This window comes from Nostoc sp. (assembly GCF_035638895.1).
Lineage (GTDB): Bacteria > Cyanobacteriota > Cyanobacteriia > Cyanobacteriales > Nostocaceae > Nostoc.
On the sequence record NZ_DASQZC010000177.1, the window covers coordinates 1 to 15,895 of the forward strand.

The window sequence follows — 15,895 nt, forward strand, 5'->3', positions numbered from 1 at the left end:
CTTCGTGGTCAGCTAGCCAATCATAAATTAGTGTAGCTTTTGCTAATGCCACTTTTTCTGATCGATAAAGCCGAGGAGTAGGGCAATAGGCTTGGCCATTGATGTGTATAGCTGCAATTTGCCAATAATCGCTCTCTGGTATAACTTCTAAAAACCCGTTACTGTAAGGCTGGATTATTCCTATATTCATCTACAACCATCAAACTTTAAAATGAAGACCATAACAAAGTCGATACCAGCCAATTCTTCAAAGTCAAAGCTGGAATCACCAGGGAATGCAGTAGCAACCCCTGCTAATGATTGTGGGTTCGTAGTCAATGAAAATCTGAATGATTAGTCACTTTTTAGCTTGATTGCGTTATTTTCAGCAATAATTGCAGGATAATTAGGGACAAAGTGGGCTAAATTACCGAAAAATTGGGTCTAAAGCCTCATCCTAAAGAATTCAAGCGAGTCAAAATTGCTATTGCAGCGATCGCAATCTCCAAGTCCTGCTTTTACCCTAATGCGATCGCAAAAATGGGAAACCACAGTTCGGCGTATAGCTGGCTACACCAAACAAAGGATTTTTAAACCTAAACTTTTAAACTTTGAGTTACCCTTAATGCACTCAAGTATGGTTACACTACCGACATAGTAATCACTGTTGGTGGAATACCGAGCGATGTATAGAAATGTTAAAAGATTGACTGCTATTTTTCTGTTGGTTTTTCTGTTGATTGTTACTATCAACTTTGCAGTAATTGCTCAAGATAGTTCAGATGCCCCTCCTGTAAATTTTGCGCCTCAGCTATGTTCAGTGCCTCCTGGACTGAAAACTCAACAAGTCATTGCCGACAATCGTAGTAACGAAGTTAAAATGGGCGATCGCATTAGAATAAAAGTTGAAGGATTATCAGCAGCGACTAGAAAAGCAACGGCTAATGCCACCAATTCATTTGATCCTCGACAATTAGTATTGTACCTGGATGGCTATGAACTAGAGGATGTCCACGGAGAGCCGGTCATCGTTAAGGTTGTGGGTAAAGATCAAAAGACAGTTCTTGAGGATGATTGGTTAGCCTTTCGACTTGAACGCACCGATTCGTCTCAAGCTGCATGGAATGGGCTTCTTGGTAGACCAAGCAGATACAGTATTAACGCGATAGCGGGAGTAGGCTGTCCCAAAAAGCTTGCAATTCCAGTGAGCGATGGTTTCCCACCTCCTCAATTAACAATAGTTCTGTTTTCGTGGCGATTTTGGCTGTGTCTGTTTCTACTTGTGACTGTTGTATTAATGTTCATTAGGTATTGCCGAAACACTCTTCGTAGCTCTGGAATAGAAGGGGTTTACTGTCAAAAAGAGGTGATTGGTGGCCAGGAACTGTTGATAACAGAAAAGGTTGATCTTAAAAACGAATCTCGTAAAAGTCAAATTACTCAATTTTTTCTTGGCAGGAAAAAAATAAGCAGAAACCCGTTCAGTCTATCGATCTCTCAACTTGCTTTTTGGACATTTCTAATTTTTGGTGCTTACCTGATTATCTACGGCATAACAGGAGACTATACCAATATTTTGACGCAACAATCACTAATATTATTGGGAATCAATTCTGTAACTGCATTTGGTACTTCGTTAATTGATGGGCAGGGGAATGAGAAGAAGAGAAAAGGTAGTCAACGCCTTTCTGAAGGTTTTTTCTACGATATATTATCGGATATTAATGGAGTCAACTTCCATCGATTCCAAACATTTATTTGGACAGTTGCGATTGGACTATTCTTTGTTTGGGAAGTTCTTAAAAACCTGGCAATGCCGGAATTTGATGACACACTTCTTACACTACAAGGAATCAGTGCTGCAACATATCTTGGACTTAGAGGGCAAGAGCAGCATGGTATGACAAGAGAGCCAGAATCTATATCCATAGAAGATAATTTATCTGAACAACCCCTTCCACCAGAACAAGCCAATCCACCACAGAGCGATTCATCAATTCCTGCTCCCTAAATTCTAGACGTTGAATCTTTGGCTGCGTACCCGCTCAATCGAGGCGATCGCACTCGCACTATCTTGTTATCCCTTTCTTTATGAAGCTGCGCCAAATCTCTTAATTTCTTGTTTTTTGGCGGTATCCTGCGGGAAGCTGTTTTGCCTCTACGTTCTTTAGTTTTTGCACTATCGGCGCATCTTCATACAGAATTGGTATTTAGCAAAGGCAATAATTTCACACATCAGGATCAACTAGATTTGCAATCATACTTTGTATGGTAGTTCTATACGCACTTTCAGATTTCATCGACTGCGATTTTGCCATAAGTGGCTCATTTCCTAGTTATTGGTACGAGGGGCGTTGTCTCCAAAGTGGCAATCGCCTAAAATTACCCCGCACCTCAATATCTGAAGCGATCGCTCACGGACTCATGCAACAACTTGCCAAAAATGACTGTTATTCTCGTGAAGGCAAGATGTATGGAATACTATTAGTTGAACTGCCTAATGGCGAACAAAGGGTACTTAAAGCCTTCTCCGGTCTTTTGAATGGTTGCAGTGTAGTTGAGGGCTGGGTTCCACCAATTCCAGGACGAGACGAAGTTGCTTTAGAAGAAGCCCGCACTCTGGCACAGTTGGACGCGATTAAGCAAGAACTCTTTACCTTAAAGCAACTAACCGAACGCCAGCAGTATGAAGCTCTGTCTGATGAATTTGAGCAACAATTGCAAGCAATGAGCGATCGCCATCGCCATAGCAAACATCAACGACAACAGAAACGTCAGCAAATCTGCAATACAGTTACAGAAGAAGCACTCACTATTGCCCTTGAACAACTCGACGAAGAGAGTCGTCAGCAAGGAATTGAGCGACGACAACTTAAACGCCAGCAAAATGCCGTATTACAGCCTCTTCAACAGTTAATTGCAGCAACCGATGCGCGAATTAGCGAACTGAAACAACAGCGTAAAGCACTATCTCGCCAACTCCAAGCTCAGATGCAGGCTAGCTACAGCCTGACTAATTTTTCTGGGCGATCGCTATCATTACAGCAATTGATGCCAGGAGGTTCGCCCACTGGCACAGGAGACTGTTGTGCCCCGAAGCTGCTCCATTATGCGGCAACACATAATCTCAAACCCCTGGCAATGGCAGAATTTTGGTGGGGTGCGTCTTCAGTAAATCAAGATAAAATCCAGGGAAAATTTTATGGAGCATGTGCCGAGCGATGCCAGCCATTAATGGGGTTTTTGCTCTCCGGCTTGAAACCTAAACCCCCAACCCTCTCCCCTAGCAGGGGAGTAAGAAGCCCCTCTCCTGATCGGGCAGGGGTTGGGGGAGAGGTCATACCCATTATTTATGAAGACGAATGGCTGATTGCTGTAAATAAACCTACTGGATTACTTTCGGTACCTGGGCGTTATCGCGATCGCCAAGATAGTGTTTTGAGTCGCTTACGTCATCTGTTACCGGATGGGATGGCGCTTGCATCTGTGCATCGCCTAGATCAGGAAACTTCTGGGATTTTGTTGTTAGCACGCGATCGTCAAACCCATCGGCAAATTAACCAACAGTTTCAGCAACGCCAGGTTCACAAGGTTTATGAAGCGATACTTTCCGGTGCTGTGAGAGTTGACCAAGGTAAAATTGACCTGCCACTGTGGGGAGATCCTGAAAATCGTCCTTATCAAAAAGTCGATTGGCAGCACGGTAAACCCAGCTTGACACACTTCCAGGTAATTGCCAGAGAAGAAGATTACACCCGTCTAGAATTTACGCCGCTCACAGGGCGCACTCATCAATTAAGGGTTCATGCGGCTGATGCGCGAGGACTTGGGGTAACTATTTTAGGCGATCGCCTTTATGGATGCTGTGCAGTTACCAGTTGCTTACATCTCCACGCCAGGGAACTTCGCTTCGAGCATCCGTACTTAGAAAAAACCCTTCATTTACAAACAATTACACCCTTTTAACACTCAACGAAGAAGACTTGGGGACAAGGGGAAAGACTTGTTGCAAGTACCCATACCATTTCACAAAATAATTGATACAAATCCCTTTTTTGCTTCCCCTGCCTCCCCTGCTTCCTCTGCCCCCTGCCTTCTCTCTAAGCGTTAATGCCTATAAAGGTGGAGCTGGAAGTGGCTTTGCTGCAACTGCCAAAGGTGAGCGTCCGCCCCGTCCCACTTCAAACTGATTCATCATATCGTGGTCTTCGTGAACCGCATTGTGGCAGTGTGACATATATTTACCTGTATTGGGGCCAAACTTACCAATTACTCGTATAGTTTCGTTTTCCCCAACATAAAAGACATCTTTCAACCCACGCTCGTAAGGAAAAGGTGGTCTCCCATTACGGTCAAGCATTAGGCAATCAATTAGGTGAAGGTGGATAGGATGAAAGGCACGACCTGATGGGTTAGATAATTTCCAAATTTCAACATCGCCTAATTGAGGATTAGCATCAATTCGGGTGTTATTCCAGGCTTTGCCATTGATCACCCACAGATTATTAGAGCGCTCATACTTAAATTCTCTGGTTCGCACTGCTGAAGATTCTGGGATAGGCTGGATTGTACGTAACCTGGAGGGAATAGAGCTATTATCTGGTTCACGCCGCACAACATCAAAGCGCATAATTTGATTTGTACCGTCGTAATTCGTGTTGTTAGGAAGTCCGAGATTTCGCAGCACTACCTGAGAGCCGACTGGGTATTTAGAAAAGTCAATAATAAATTCGTAACGTTCTCCCGTCGCCAACCGGAAATTTTTGACTTTAACTGGTGCGCTCATTAATCCGGCATCAGTGCCGATCATAATAAAATCATCGCCGTTGCTCAGGGCAAGATTATAAGAGCGCGAAATCGAACCATTCAAGATCCGGAAACGGTACTTACAGGTATCTACCTCCATGCGCGGCCAAGGCGCACCATTGACCAAAATGACATCACCATATTGACTAATTTCACCTTGGGTATTAAAAACTAACCTGCCAGTATTAGTAAACTGCTTATCTTGGATAAATAGTGGTACGTCGTATTTACCTTTGGGTAAGGGTAGTCCAAGCTCAAAGTCATCTTGAACAATGTACATGCCTGCCAAACCCATATAAATATTACGCGCAGTATTATGAATGGCGTGGTCGTGATACCATAACGTAGCCGCGCGTTTGTTGGGATAGACGTAATCTTTGTAGAAACCCGGTCGTGTCAAATCTTCAGCATAGCCATCGTACTGCGGTAACGATCCCATGCCATGCAAGTGAACTGATGTTGGTGTATCGACACTATTATTGATAAAGCGAATTATTGATTGTCGCCCTTGACGTTGTTTAATTGTGGGGCCAGGAGCAATACCGTTATACGCCCATATCTGCGTTGTTAGCCCAGGCAAAATATTGACCTGAGCTTTTCTCATCGTGATCTGGTAGTAATCTGTGGTCGCATTGCTCCGCACTGGTTTAAGTACTGGCGGTATGGGAAGTTTGATCCTAAAACGAGCAGGCTGAGGACTACCAGCAGTTGCTGCTTGTCCACGAGATACCAAGCCTATAGGAATCAGCAAAGAACCACCTGTAAGTGCTCCTAGCTTCAGAGCTTCTCGTCTAGTTATTTTTATCATTTTAATTTCTTTATTGATGTATTGCGAAATTGGTCTGAATGTTTCTAACAATCAGTAAATTTGAAAAAGTTTGAAATACTAAGATTTACGTACTGTACAAACACCTCAACTTGTGTATTAAGGTAAATAGGTCGTCTCAGATTTTTACAAATCATTTTTTATTATTTGCATAGCATTCTTTATATGAATGTACGTTTCTGTTTATTTGTTAAATTTACAAATATATCTACAGAAAGTCAACCAGTTAGTAATTTCATTTAATCCCAAAAACCCTGTAAATTGCTTGATTTCTGCTTTATGGCTTGCATCACTACTTCTTTTTAAATTTAGAAAAGCCAACACTTTTTTTAGTGAATTTTTAGGTCATTGGGAAATTTTGGTACGCATCTATAAATTATTAGATGGGTTATAGTGAGCAAATTTATCTACAATATTGAGCCATTTTATGTCTTTTTTTAGTACAGTTAATTGCTAATTATAAGCATTATGTTTCATGTTTTTCCTTCACTTGTGTATAACTTGTAGATCCCCGACTTCTTTGAGAAGTCGGGGATCTTGTTTCTTACGAATGATTTAGGATTGCTATAGGATTTTGTTGTTGGCACGCGATCGCCAAACCCATCGGCAAATTAGCCAGCAGTTTCAGCAACACCAGGTTCACAAGGTTTATGAAGAGATACTTTCCAGTGTTGTGACAGTTGACCAAAGTAAAATTACTTCGCTTAGATCATCCGCAGTCAGAAAAAACCCTGCATTTACAATCAATTACGCCCTCTTGACCCTTAACTCTCATCTGGGAAGGAGGAAACGCACTACTTTCCTTTAATCTCCTCCGCGAACAGTTAGCCTATTGCTTTTTAAATTTGTATGTGATAATTTTTGCTTGCAGTCAATTGAACGGTTATTCGACCAGCTTACCGTATTTAGAGAAATTGATATCACACCTAAGAGACTTCCCAAAACAATATTCAAGGAAATCTCTAATGAACGGTAAAGATAAAAGTGCAGGAGTTTACCTCTAGACTCTCGTTCTTATCTTCTTTTATTAAAAAACCAAGCTCTCCACGCACAAAGAAGCCAGTGCGCCCTTGCAATTCCTTGACTTGTCCCCCTACGGGGATCTTGCTATGCTCTTAGCATTAAGGTAGGGTAGCAACTGGCGCGACACAGAAAGAAAGATTCTAAAACTTGGTTTACTAAACATTGTTGACTTGACAGACCACTAGTGATGATGATTTTGCCAAAATCCAAAAGACTGCTGACTGGATGCTGAAGCAAAAGATTCTACCAACTAGGTATAGATGTTGCTGCTACTATTTGTCCCACAATTCACAATTTTATATGAGTAAAGTATTCATTCTTAATGCCAACCAACAACCGTTATATCCAGTACGCATCAGCCGTGCTAGGCTGCTATTGTCACAAGGTAAAGCTACCGTATTTCAGCGATATCCCTTTACTATAATTCTGAAGGAAGCCCTTTCTCATCTAAAACTTGAGGAACTTGGCTTCAAAATTCATCCTGGTATTAAAACTACTAGTACCCCACGGCAAAAATAGAGCAACCATTTAAAATCCCTAAAAAGCTGAATCCATAATGGTTTTGACTTTTGAATGCGTGACTTCCGCCTTGCGGTACTAGTACTATTGTCAGCAAAGATAAAAAAATTGGTATTAATCTTAGTCGCCTCCCAAACGGAGGAATATAGATGACAAACCACATCATTTTAGAACCATTGCCAGAAGACCAATGGTTTATTGAGAGCCAGGAACTACGATCCTTTGTAGCAACAGTGCGTGAAATTAGCGCTATTACTGTTGACGATCGCACACAAACTCTCGCTAAACTAGAACCCTATTTTCAAGAACTGCTTGCCCAACAGGAATGGCTATCCCAAAAGTTTGCCCAAGCCAATCCCGAAAGCAGAATGGGCGGAGGTATTGGTCAGTGGCTACTTTATCGCGCTAAAGACCGTTCCCTGTCAATCTTTAGTTTGGTAATTCCCCCAGGTTCAACGACTCCCGTCCACGACCATTTAGCCTGGGGATTGATTGGTTTATACAAAGGCAATCAAGAAGAAACAGTCTATCGCCGTGTAGATAACGGCGATGCTGAAGGACACGCACAATTACAAATAACTGAAGTGCGTAGGCTTCAACCAGGGGATATTTATCGTCTGTTACCCCCAGATGGTGATATCCACGCCGTCAAAACTACATCCCAGAGCGCATCTGTATCTATCCATATTCTAGGTAATGATACTGGTTGCATCTTGCGTCACCAATTCATCCCAGAATCTCAGAGCGTCAAATCCTTTCGCTCTGGATATTCTAACGCTCGCTGCAAAGAAGAAGAAAAAGAACATGCCCTACGCTAGACCACAACCCCCTGTATTCGAGCGAGTTGAAGACGAACGTCTGCACCGCAAACAACGCCTAGCTGCTGCCTTTCGCCTGTTTGGTAAATTTGGTTTCAGCGAGGGAATCGCAGGCCATATTACAGCTCGTGATCCAGAATTTACAGACCATTTTTGGGTGAATCCATTAGGAACATACTTCGGTCATATCCGAGTTTCTGACCTGCTCTTAGTTAATCGAGAAGGTGAGGTGGTTAAAGGCGATGCTGAAGTGAATCGAGCTGCTTTCGCCATCCATTCTCAGATTCATGAAGCTCGACCTGATGTAATTGCAGCGGCTCATGCCCATTCACTTTATGGCAAAGCTTGGTCTAGTTTAGGTCGGCTTCTTGACCCCTTGACTCAAGATTCCTGTGCTTTTTATGAAGACCATGCGCTATTTGATGACTTTACAGGTGTGGTTTTAGAAACTTTTGAAGGTCAGCGATTGGCGCAAGCCTTGGGGCCAAACAAAGCCATAATCCTGCGTAACCACAGCATTTTAACTGTGGGACATACGGTAGATGAAGCTGCCTATTGGTACATTAACTTAGAGCGATCGTGCCAAGCCCAACTACTGGCAGAAGCTGCGGGTAGGCCTACTACTATCAAACACGAAACAGCCCGTTTAACACAAACTCAAGTGGGGTCACATACAAGTGGGTGGTTGGGCTTCCAGCCCCTTTACGACAGAATTGTGCGCGAAGAACCTGATTTGCTAAATTAGTGTTGTGTTTTTTGACACTAGCATAATAAGCAAGGTCAATAAAAGGAAAAGGGGCAGGGAGTAGGGAGCAGGGTGTAATGACTGTGGTTAGCATAACTAATTATGCAGACATGATATCAGCTATTATCTCAATTTATCAGACAACAAGGGGCAAAATCCCCTTGTTAAAGATAGGGAAATTTCCGCCAAATTGTACTAGCTTCCAGTCCCTAGTTCAATTTATCTGCAACAAATTTTCGCCACGTTGATAAATTTCCCGCGCATAATCAGTCCAAGCACCTTGTCCCCAATAACGAAAACAACTGGTTTGCAACAAAAGGTTATGTAAAAGAACGTTACGGTAATGAGGTTGTCTGGTAACAGGTTCTGCTGAGTTAAGTTGTTGTAATGGATCAAATTTTTGATGGAATAAACTGCTTAGTTGATACATGGGGGACAACACATTTTCATATCCTTTCACCCAACTGATATGATTTGTCCACGAGGCTCCGTCCAAATGAAAATTAGAGTTGATTTCCTTTAATTCTTGAATGGCATTCTCTACAGCTTCAGGTTTACAATTGTCTGGTAAAACTCGCTTCCAAATCTGATGTTGTCCCACTGGCTGACAAGTTGGATAGTCTTCAGATTTGCATCCAGCAGCTTCGATTAATTCTAAATATTCTGTACCACACATTCCGACTACACCTGATTTACCGCCGCCGTTATTGACCATATCCCACCAAGCTTGTTTAAAGGCGCTAGGAAATTCATTCATCATCACGCCACCATTTTCACCATCTCCAATTTGGCTAACTATTGGTGGTACAAAAACACTTCCAATCTGTTGTTTTGATAATGTCTTTGCTTCATAATAAGGCTGCATTTGTGCAACTAATTTAGTATCCGATCCTTGGGTTTTAATTAAGGCTGTAATGCTAATTGTTTCGCCTTGAGAATTGCGGGCAACCAAACGATGTGGTAAATGTTTATGGGTAAGAGATTGACCGCTAATTGTTTCTACAGAATGTTCTTGAACGAGTAACCAGCGATATCCACATTCTTTCAGCGCTTTCACAAATTCAAAGAGAGCATCAGGATGATTTGGTAGGTGCATTTCTGGGGGCGAAAATCCTTTAACTCGCGCTAGTGCTTCCCAGCCAAAAATTGCCGCAAAGTGATGTTGCCATGCAATGATATGCAATTTAATATCTGCTATTGGTGTGGAAGGAATAACTGCATGTCCCCACATTGTACCCAGCCATTCTACATAAGGTTGGTAGGTGCGATCGCAAGTAATACGTTTAAGATTATCGAGAACATCACTGCGTCCCATTTGCCGTAGTCCCCACAGAAGATTACCTGAGTAATCCAACATCACACGGGGATTGCAACCTTGACTGACGAGTTCGGGGATCAAGTCTCCCATGCGGCTGTAACAATGGGCAAAAGGATCTGCATTGTGGTTATCCCCTTCATGAGGATGTTCAAACATATATTGCAGATTGCTGATGAGTGTACCACCATTTCCAGCAGGTATAGTTGGCTGGTGCATGTGTAAGGCGATCGCAAACACAGCATTTACATCTTCTAAACGGATATTTGTTGTTGGTAAAAATACTGGCTGATTATGGTTAACTACAGAGAGAACCTCTGTTTCCCAACCAGATATATTCGGCAAGCCATCAATGATTTCGGGCAAAGTAGTAAGAGTTGTGGGGGAGGAAAGCATTTCTAGTTGCTCCGAAATAAGTTATATCTATAAAACTTGCGTAAGTATCTAATAAAGCTTGACTCAGTATAAATACAGTAAATACCCTGAGCCATAACATTTTTAGGTGATTTTCAGTAACTGCGAACTCAGGCAAGTCTAGTAATCATCAGTGCAGTCTACCCAGATATTCGCATCTTTGTGTTCTACTTTTTGATAAAGTTTGTTTACGCTCTGCGGATGCACCAAGTAAAGCTAGGCTTCATTTCTGGTTAGGTAGATAAATTGCACTTATGGCACAGAATGATGGATAATTAGAAGTCATTTCATAAAATCTTGGATATTTATCCCTTATTGAATCACTTGGAGTAGTTTCGATTAGGCGTTCTACTACGAAGGAATTATCATTTAAAGAATTGAATATTGTTTCAAAAGTATGATGATAACTTACTAATTCCATTTCATCAAACATATTCCATCTATATTCATCGTTGTGAAAATATGGATGCATGGTCACGTCATAACCACTACCATTCCAAACTTGATGGGTTATTTCATTAAATGGATGATGAAACGAGAATACAAATTTACCCAAGCTACGGATTACTCTTGCAACCTCAGCAAATAATGGACTTAATTCTTTAATATAGTGAATCATTAAACAGCTATAAATTAACTCAAAACTTTTATCATTAAATGGTATTTTTTCAGCCGTACCAACATAAAATTCTATTTCTGGGTGTTCTCTACGAGCTATCTCAATCATTTTATTCGACTGATCCAGACCAATAACATTTCCTCCCAAAGACTTCACTTTTGCAGTAAAATCCCCAGAGCCACAGCCCAAGTCTAACACATCACATTGATTGACATTTTTCTCAATCAGCCTTGTCATTGCGGGAATATCTAGGTATTCATTCCAAAGACTATTTTCTTTGTTGCTTCTCTTTAGATGATATTGTTCGCCATATTTGTCGTACATCAACTTGTTATGTTCTTGAGAAATCATAATTTTCTTAACTTCAAAATTATTTTTTGTAGTCTCTGATTTTTTGAAGCAAGTGGCGTTTGAGGAACGTAGACCCAACACCAAGAATCCTTAGTGTTGGGTAGCGCATTGCCTCAACCCTATCTAAAAACTACAAACACTTTTATTTTTTCAGAGTAATAAAAGATTGATCGCAACTCTGGTAGAAATTTTGCTGCACGGTAGGCGATCGCCTCAAAAAATTTAGAATTTACGCGCAGACACAGAACAAGCCATCAAAAATTCAATTTCGGCATTAGCTTTTTCAGTTTTTGACTCGGCTGCTGTTTCGTTGGTGCTGGCGGAGTTGCTATTCGTAAAATTAGCTCTAGCAACCAGGGAGCAAGGCGTTGACACCATACAGCTAAATGACTTTGCCATCCGACTAAAATTTCTGGTGAATCGTTTTGCATTCCGGTGACGAGTGCTTTAGCCACTTGCTGGGGAGTCATGGGGATCACCCAGCGAAATAATTTTAAGTCGCGCACCATATCTGTGTCTGTGAGGGAAGGCAGTAATGCAATGACTCGGATATTGTAATCAGCTAGTTCTTGGCGCAAGGCTTGGGTAAATCCTAAGATGGCAAACTTGGTAGCAGAATAAGTCGCCATCGTCGGTGCAGCCACCTTCCCCATCAGACTTGATACATTGACGATTGTTCCTTGCCTTTGGCTGGCCATGCGTCGAGCTATCAGACTAGTGAGATTGTACATTCCTAACAAGTTTACCGAGAGTTCTTCTTGAACTTGGGGGAGTTTAGATTGCAAAAACGAGCTTTGGTATGCGACTCCCGCACAATTAACCAGCAGGTGAATCTGTCCGTAATTGCGCCACAGTTGGGCAACAGCGATATTTACTTCAATTGTCTGCGTCAAATCTAAGGCCACGATCGCAGTTTCTGTCCCCATCGCCTCTATTTCGTTAGCTACTTCGACTAACTTTTGGCGATCGCGTGCTACCAATATCAGCCGCTTTATGCCGATTTGCGCTAGTTCGAGTGCGATCGCTCGTCCAATCCCACGAGAAGCCCCTGTAATTAGAGCAACTTTACCTTGAATCTCCATTGGTTTTATCCTCCAAAATTTAAGTCTTACCAAACTCTGCGTTATTGCCGAAACACACAATTAAGAGCTAGTCGCTTGTCGGCACAAGGTAAGACAAATAATCAATTGCAATTGAAATCAAACCCAAACTAAGCCTTTAGCAACGAGATACTTCTTGGTTAATCTGCAATGCCTCATAATTGTCTATAGGAGGCAGAAATTTATCGTTTTTAACCTGTCAAAGCCTAACAGACTTGGCTGAATGTATATAGCTCATAATTTTACTTCTCCTAGATCAGAGCGCTCATCAGCATCGTTCTCATACACACGTTAGCAATTAAATCAAGCTATTGCAATATTCTTTAATCAGAATTTCTTAATACTTCTTCACGACAGGTATATATATATGGAAAAGATTTTATTAAATAAGTTTTTATGAATATCTAAGTAGAAATATTGAACTTTCCTGACAATTAAGCCCTGTTGTGGAAAATTGTAATATCTCAGTCATAGCTAAGAAACAAAAAAGACATAGTAGGTTTTGGTTATTCTAGTAAAACCTCATTTTTTCAGATATTTCGCATGCATACACCAGTATATTTACGTATTTAATGAAAATTAAGGTTTCTGATTTTGATATTTTAAATAATAGAAGAAAGAGAGCTAAATTATTGTTTTTAATGCAAATTCGAACAGCAGATTTATCTGCAAAAACTTTAGTAAAAATGATAACTTGTTTGGCTTTAGCTTTGAGTTTATCAAAGGAATGCTTGAGACTTGCCTAGTGTGTGACAATCCATGCCACCTGTAAAAGCTAACGATTAACCTAACCCCCTTCCCGATCCTCTAAGATACAAAGTTGGGTTAAGCAAAGCACAACCCAACGAAGCACCCGAAATGTTGGATTATACCATTTCACTTTACTAATGATATAAATACGGTGGTAGGGGCTTATCTTTGCTCATTGGTGTCAACTTAAGCTAAAAATCGCTTATCTGTTGGCTTCCATGCTCACCCAGAAATTAATTTCTGAGGCTCATAGCTAAAGTCTACTGAAGTAGACTAAATATTTTTCAGATTATTTAGTCATCTAAAGATGACTTTAGCTATTAGCAAGGAACTTCAGTTCCTTGTGGGACATGAGTTTTAGGTTAAGTTGACATATCTCTATTAATAAATCTTGCACTGCGTTTCTATCCCGCCTCGGAATTCATTCCGAGGCGGGATATCGGTAACTGCGACTGGATTTTTAAGCACTTCAGTGCTTACTACAAACTCATCAAAATTTAATGAGACAGACCACTAATTCAAACTATGAGTAATTAAGGGGTTAAAAAGTCTAAATGGTTTCCTGGTTGGGCAAGCAAATCTTCTACTGTCCCCTGAATTTGTAACTTGCCTTGATTGAGCAAAATAATCCAATCAGCACGGGTAATTACTCTAGGACGGTGGCTAATCAGAATCGTGGTTTTACCTTGGCGGTGCAACAACAGTTGATCTAAAACTTGAGCTTCACTAACTGGATCGAGTCCAGCAGTTGATTCGTCTAAAATTAGGATTGGTGGATCGTTAACAATAGCTCTTGCTAAAGCCAGTCTTTGGCGTTGTCCACCAGAAATATTTGATCCAAATTCACCTAATACAGTTTGATATTTTTCAGGTAGTCTACTAATAAAATCATCTGCCTCAGCAATTTGGCAAGCCTTGACAATTTGATCGAAGGTGAGGTGAGGAGAACCTAAGCGGAAGTTTTCAATAATTGTGCGACTCCAAAAATGAGCATCTTGAGGAACCAGAGCAACTTGTTGCCGCAAACAATCAAGAGCTAGGTCTTGCATATTATAAATGCCAAAGCGAATATTGCCAGAATTAGGTGTATATAATCCGGCAATCAGTTTAGCAAGAGAACTTTTTCCACAGCCGGATGTACCAATTAGGGCAACAATTTTACCGCCAGGAATTGTGATGGAAAAATCTTCCAGTAGCTCTAGCCTGCCAGCGTAGTGAAAGTTGAGGTTTTTGCAAATAATATCACCATCACTAGGAATTTTAGCAAAGGGTTTGCTACTATCGCTTGGAGCTTCAGGTGTGGAATCGATAACTTCTGTTAAACGTTCCGTGGCAGTTTTGGCACGCATGAATTCATCTATAAATCCAAGGACAGCACCAATTAATGCCAAAAAATTCCCATTCATCCCGTTAAACGCCAGCAGTTGACCGATGCTGAGTTCTTTACTAATAACTAGGGTGCTGCCGAAACCAATCAAACTAATGCTGCCAATAGCATAAACTAATCCAGAAAAGGTGCTGTTAATAATTCCAATCTGAATTGTGCGAAATGTTATGTTTGAGAGCCGACCAAATCTGTTCTGAAATTCTTCCCAAAATTGAGGAGCAGCAGTAGTAGTTTTGAGTGTCAGCGCTCCTTTAAAGCTTTCAACCAAAACACCCTGGTTTTCCGCGTCTAAGACCAACATACTTCTGATCTTTTGTTGAAGTGTCGGCAGGAAAACCACCGTAGATAAACTCATTACAATAGCAACCACGACGGCAACAAGGGTGAGTTTCCAGCTATAAAACACCATGAAAGCCAAAGAAATCAGTCCGATAAACAATTGGCTAGGCAGACTGATAACTGCTTGAGCAACTAGCTGATTAATTTCTTGAATATCTTGCAATCTGCTAACAATCTCGCCACTGCGACGTGATTCATAGTAAGCCAGAGGCAACCGCAAGATTGCCCTGGCAAATTCTAGAATTAGCCCTAACTCAAGGCGTTGGGCAAAATTGGCAATCAGGTTAGATTGAACTAGTTGCAAACTACTTGACACCAAATTCATCACCACAACCGCAATAATTACACCAGCAAGAAGCTGGGTATCACCTCGAACTAGTACATCATCCGTTAGAATTTGAAGCAAGAAAGGAGACGTTAACGAAAGCAGACCGATAAATATAGCACAGAGAAAAGCCTCGAATATTATGCCCCCATAAGGCAATGCCCGCCGCGCAAAGCGCCAAAGACCATTGACTTTATCATCAGGTTGAGCATAAAAACGAACTGAATCTGGCTCTAGTAAAAGCATGACTTGATCTGACCAAGCCTCCATTAGTTCATTTCTAGAGACATAACGGATGTTAAAGGCTGGGTCAGCAATTACATATTTTTTGCCTTTCTGACCATACAAAACAACCCAGTGGTAGCCTTTCCAGTGAATGATTGCTGGCAGTGGTGCTTGGTTCATTCGGTCTAATATTTCTTTTGATGCCCTGACCGAACGCGCATTGAAACCAAGTGCTTCCGCTCCTCGCCTCAATCCCAACAATGTTGTTCCAAGTTGGCCAGTGCCTACCGCTTCCCGGATGCGATTTAGTGTAAAGTTACGGCGATAATGTTTAGCAACGGAAGCAAGACAAGC

At 41.4% G+C, this 15,895-nt stretch carries 14 protein-coding genes; 8 read left to right on the forward strand and 6 right to left on the reverse strand.

The features are described from left to right. The coding region (locus tag VE944_RS08685) for a hypothetical protein (RefSeq protein ID WP_324975227.1) at positions 1-190 on the reverse strand (190 nt) is incomplete at its 3' end. A 21-nt stretch (positions 191-211) separates the two neighbouring features. On the opposite strand from VE944_RS08685, the gene VE944_RS08690 reads away from it, so the two are divergent. The 4 genes from VE944_RS08690 (at position 212) to VE944_RS08705 (ending at position 3,945) form a co-directional block, all read left to right on the forward strand. Continuing rightward, positions 212-337, forward strand: a complete 126-nt coding sequence (locus VE944_RS08690; protein ID WP_324975231.1) for a hypothetical protein — start codon at positions 212-214, stop codon at positions 335-337. Between the two features lie 80 nt (positions 338-417). Beyond that, positions 418-573, forward strand: a complete 156-nt coding sequence (locus VE944_RS08695; protein ID WP_324975233.1) for a hypothetical protein — start codon at positions 418-420, stop codon at positions 571-573. Positions 574-664: 91 nt separating this feature from the next. After that, positions 665-1,990 carry a hypothetical protein gene (locus VE944_RS08700; RefSeq protein ID WP_324975235.1) on the forward strand — a complete coding sequence of 442 codons (1,326 nt, stop codon included), beginning with the start codon at positions 665-667 and terminating at the stop codon, positions 1,988-1,990. Positions 1,991-2,247: 257 nt separating this feature from the next. Continuing rightward, complete coding sequence (locus VE944_RS08705) at positions 2,248-3,945, forward strand: RluA family pseudouridine synthase (protein ID WP_324975238.1); 1,698 nt, start codon at positions 2,248-2,250, stop codon at positions 3,943-3,945. Between the two features lie 148 nt (positions 3,946-4,093). Here VE944_RS08705 and VE944_RS08710 read toward each other — a convergent pair whose 3' ends face one another. Further along, positions 4,094-5,593 carry a multicopper oxidase family protein gene (locus tag VE944_RS08710; protein ID WP_324975241.1) on the reverse strand — a complete coding sequence of 500 codons (1,500 nt, stop codon included), beginning with the start codon at positions 5,591-5,593 and terminating at the stop codon, positions 4,094-4,096. Between the two features lie 1,341 nt (positions 5,594-6,934). Between VE944_RS08710 and VE944_RS08715 the strand changes: the two genes are divergently transcribed. From VE944_RS08715 to VE944_RS08725, 3 genes are all read left to right on the forward strand, one after another. Continuing rightward, positions 6,935-7,153, forward strand: a complete 219-nt coding sequence (locus tag VE944_RS08715; protein ID WP_324975243.1) for an RRXRR domain-containing protein — start codon at positions 6,935-6,937, stop codon at positions 7,151-7,153. A gap of 149 nt (positions 7,154-7,302) precedes the next feature. Beyond that, on the forward strand, positions 7,303-7,971 hold the full coding sequence (locus VE944_RS08720; protein ID WP_324975246.1) for a cysteine dioxygenase family protein: 669 nt from the start codon (positions 7,303-7,305) through the stop codon (positions 7,969-7,971). Beyond that, a complete protein-coding gene (locus VE944_RS08725; protein WP_324975249.1) occupies positions 7,958-8,716 on the forward strand; it encodes a class II aldolase/adducin family protein in 759 nt (252 codons plus the stop codon). Before VE944_RS08720 ends, VE944_RS08725 begins: the two co-directional genes overlap by 14 nt. 214 nt (positions 8,717-8,930) lie before the next feature. On the opposite strand, the gene VE944_RS08730 is transcribed toward VE944_RS08725, so the two are convergent. The 3 genes from VE944_RS08730 to VE944_RS08740 all read right to left on the reverse strand — a co-directional run bounded on the left by VE944_RS08730 (position 8,931) and on the right by VE944_RS08740 (position 12,497). After that, positions 8,931-10,427: a glycosyl hydrolase family 57 gene (locus VE944_RS08730; protein WP_324975252.1), complete on the reverse strand. Its 1,497-nt coding sequence runs from the start codon at positions 10,425-10,427 to the stop codon at positions 8,931-8,933. Positions 10,428-10,668: 241 nt separating this feature from the next. After that, positions 10,669-11,415 (reverse strand): class I SAM-dependent methyltransferase, encoded by a 747-nt coding sequence (locus tag VE944_RS08735; protein WP_324975255.1) that lies wholly within the window; start codon positions 11,413-11,415, stop codon positions 10,669-10,671. Between the two features lie 254 nt (positions 11,416-11,669). After that, a complete protein-coding gene (locus VE944_RS08740; protein WP_324975258.1) occupies positions 11,670-12,497 on the reverse strand; it encodes an SDR family NAD(P)-dependent oxidoreductase in 828 nt (275 codons plus the stop codon). A 590-nt stretch (positions 12,498-13,087) separates the two neighbouring features. Between VE944_RS08740 and VE944_RS08745 the strand changes: the two genes are divergently transcribed. Beyond that, complete coding sequence (locus VE944_RS08745; protein WP_324975261.1) at positions 13,088-13,261, forward strand: hypothetical protein; 174 nt, start codon at positions 13,088-13,090, stop codon at positions 13,259-13,261. A 537-nt stretch (positions 13,262-13,798) separates the two neighbouring features. Here VE944_RS08745 and VE944_RS08750 read toward each other — a convergent pair. Further along, a partial coding sequence (locus VE944_RS08750; RefSeq protein ID WP_324975264.1) for a peptidase domain-containing ABC transporter occupies positions 13,799-15,895 on the reverse strand: 2,097 nt, incomplete at its 5' end.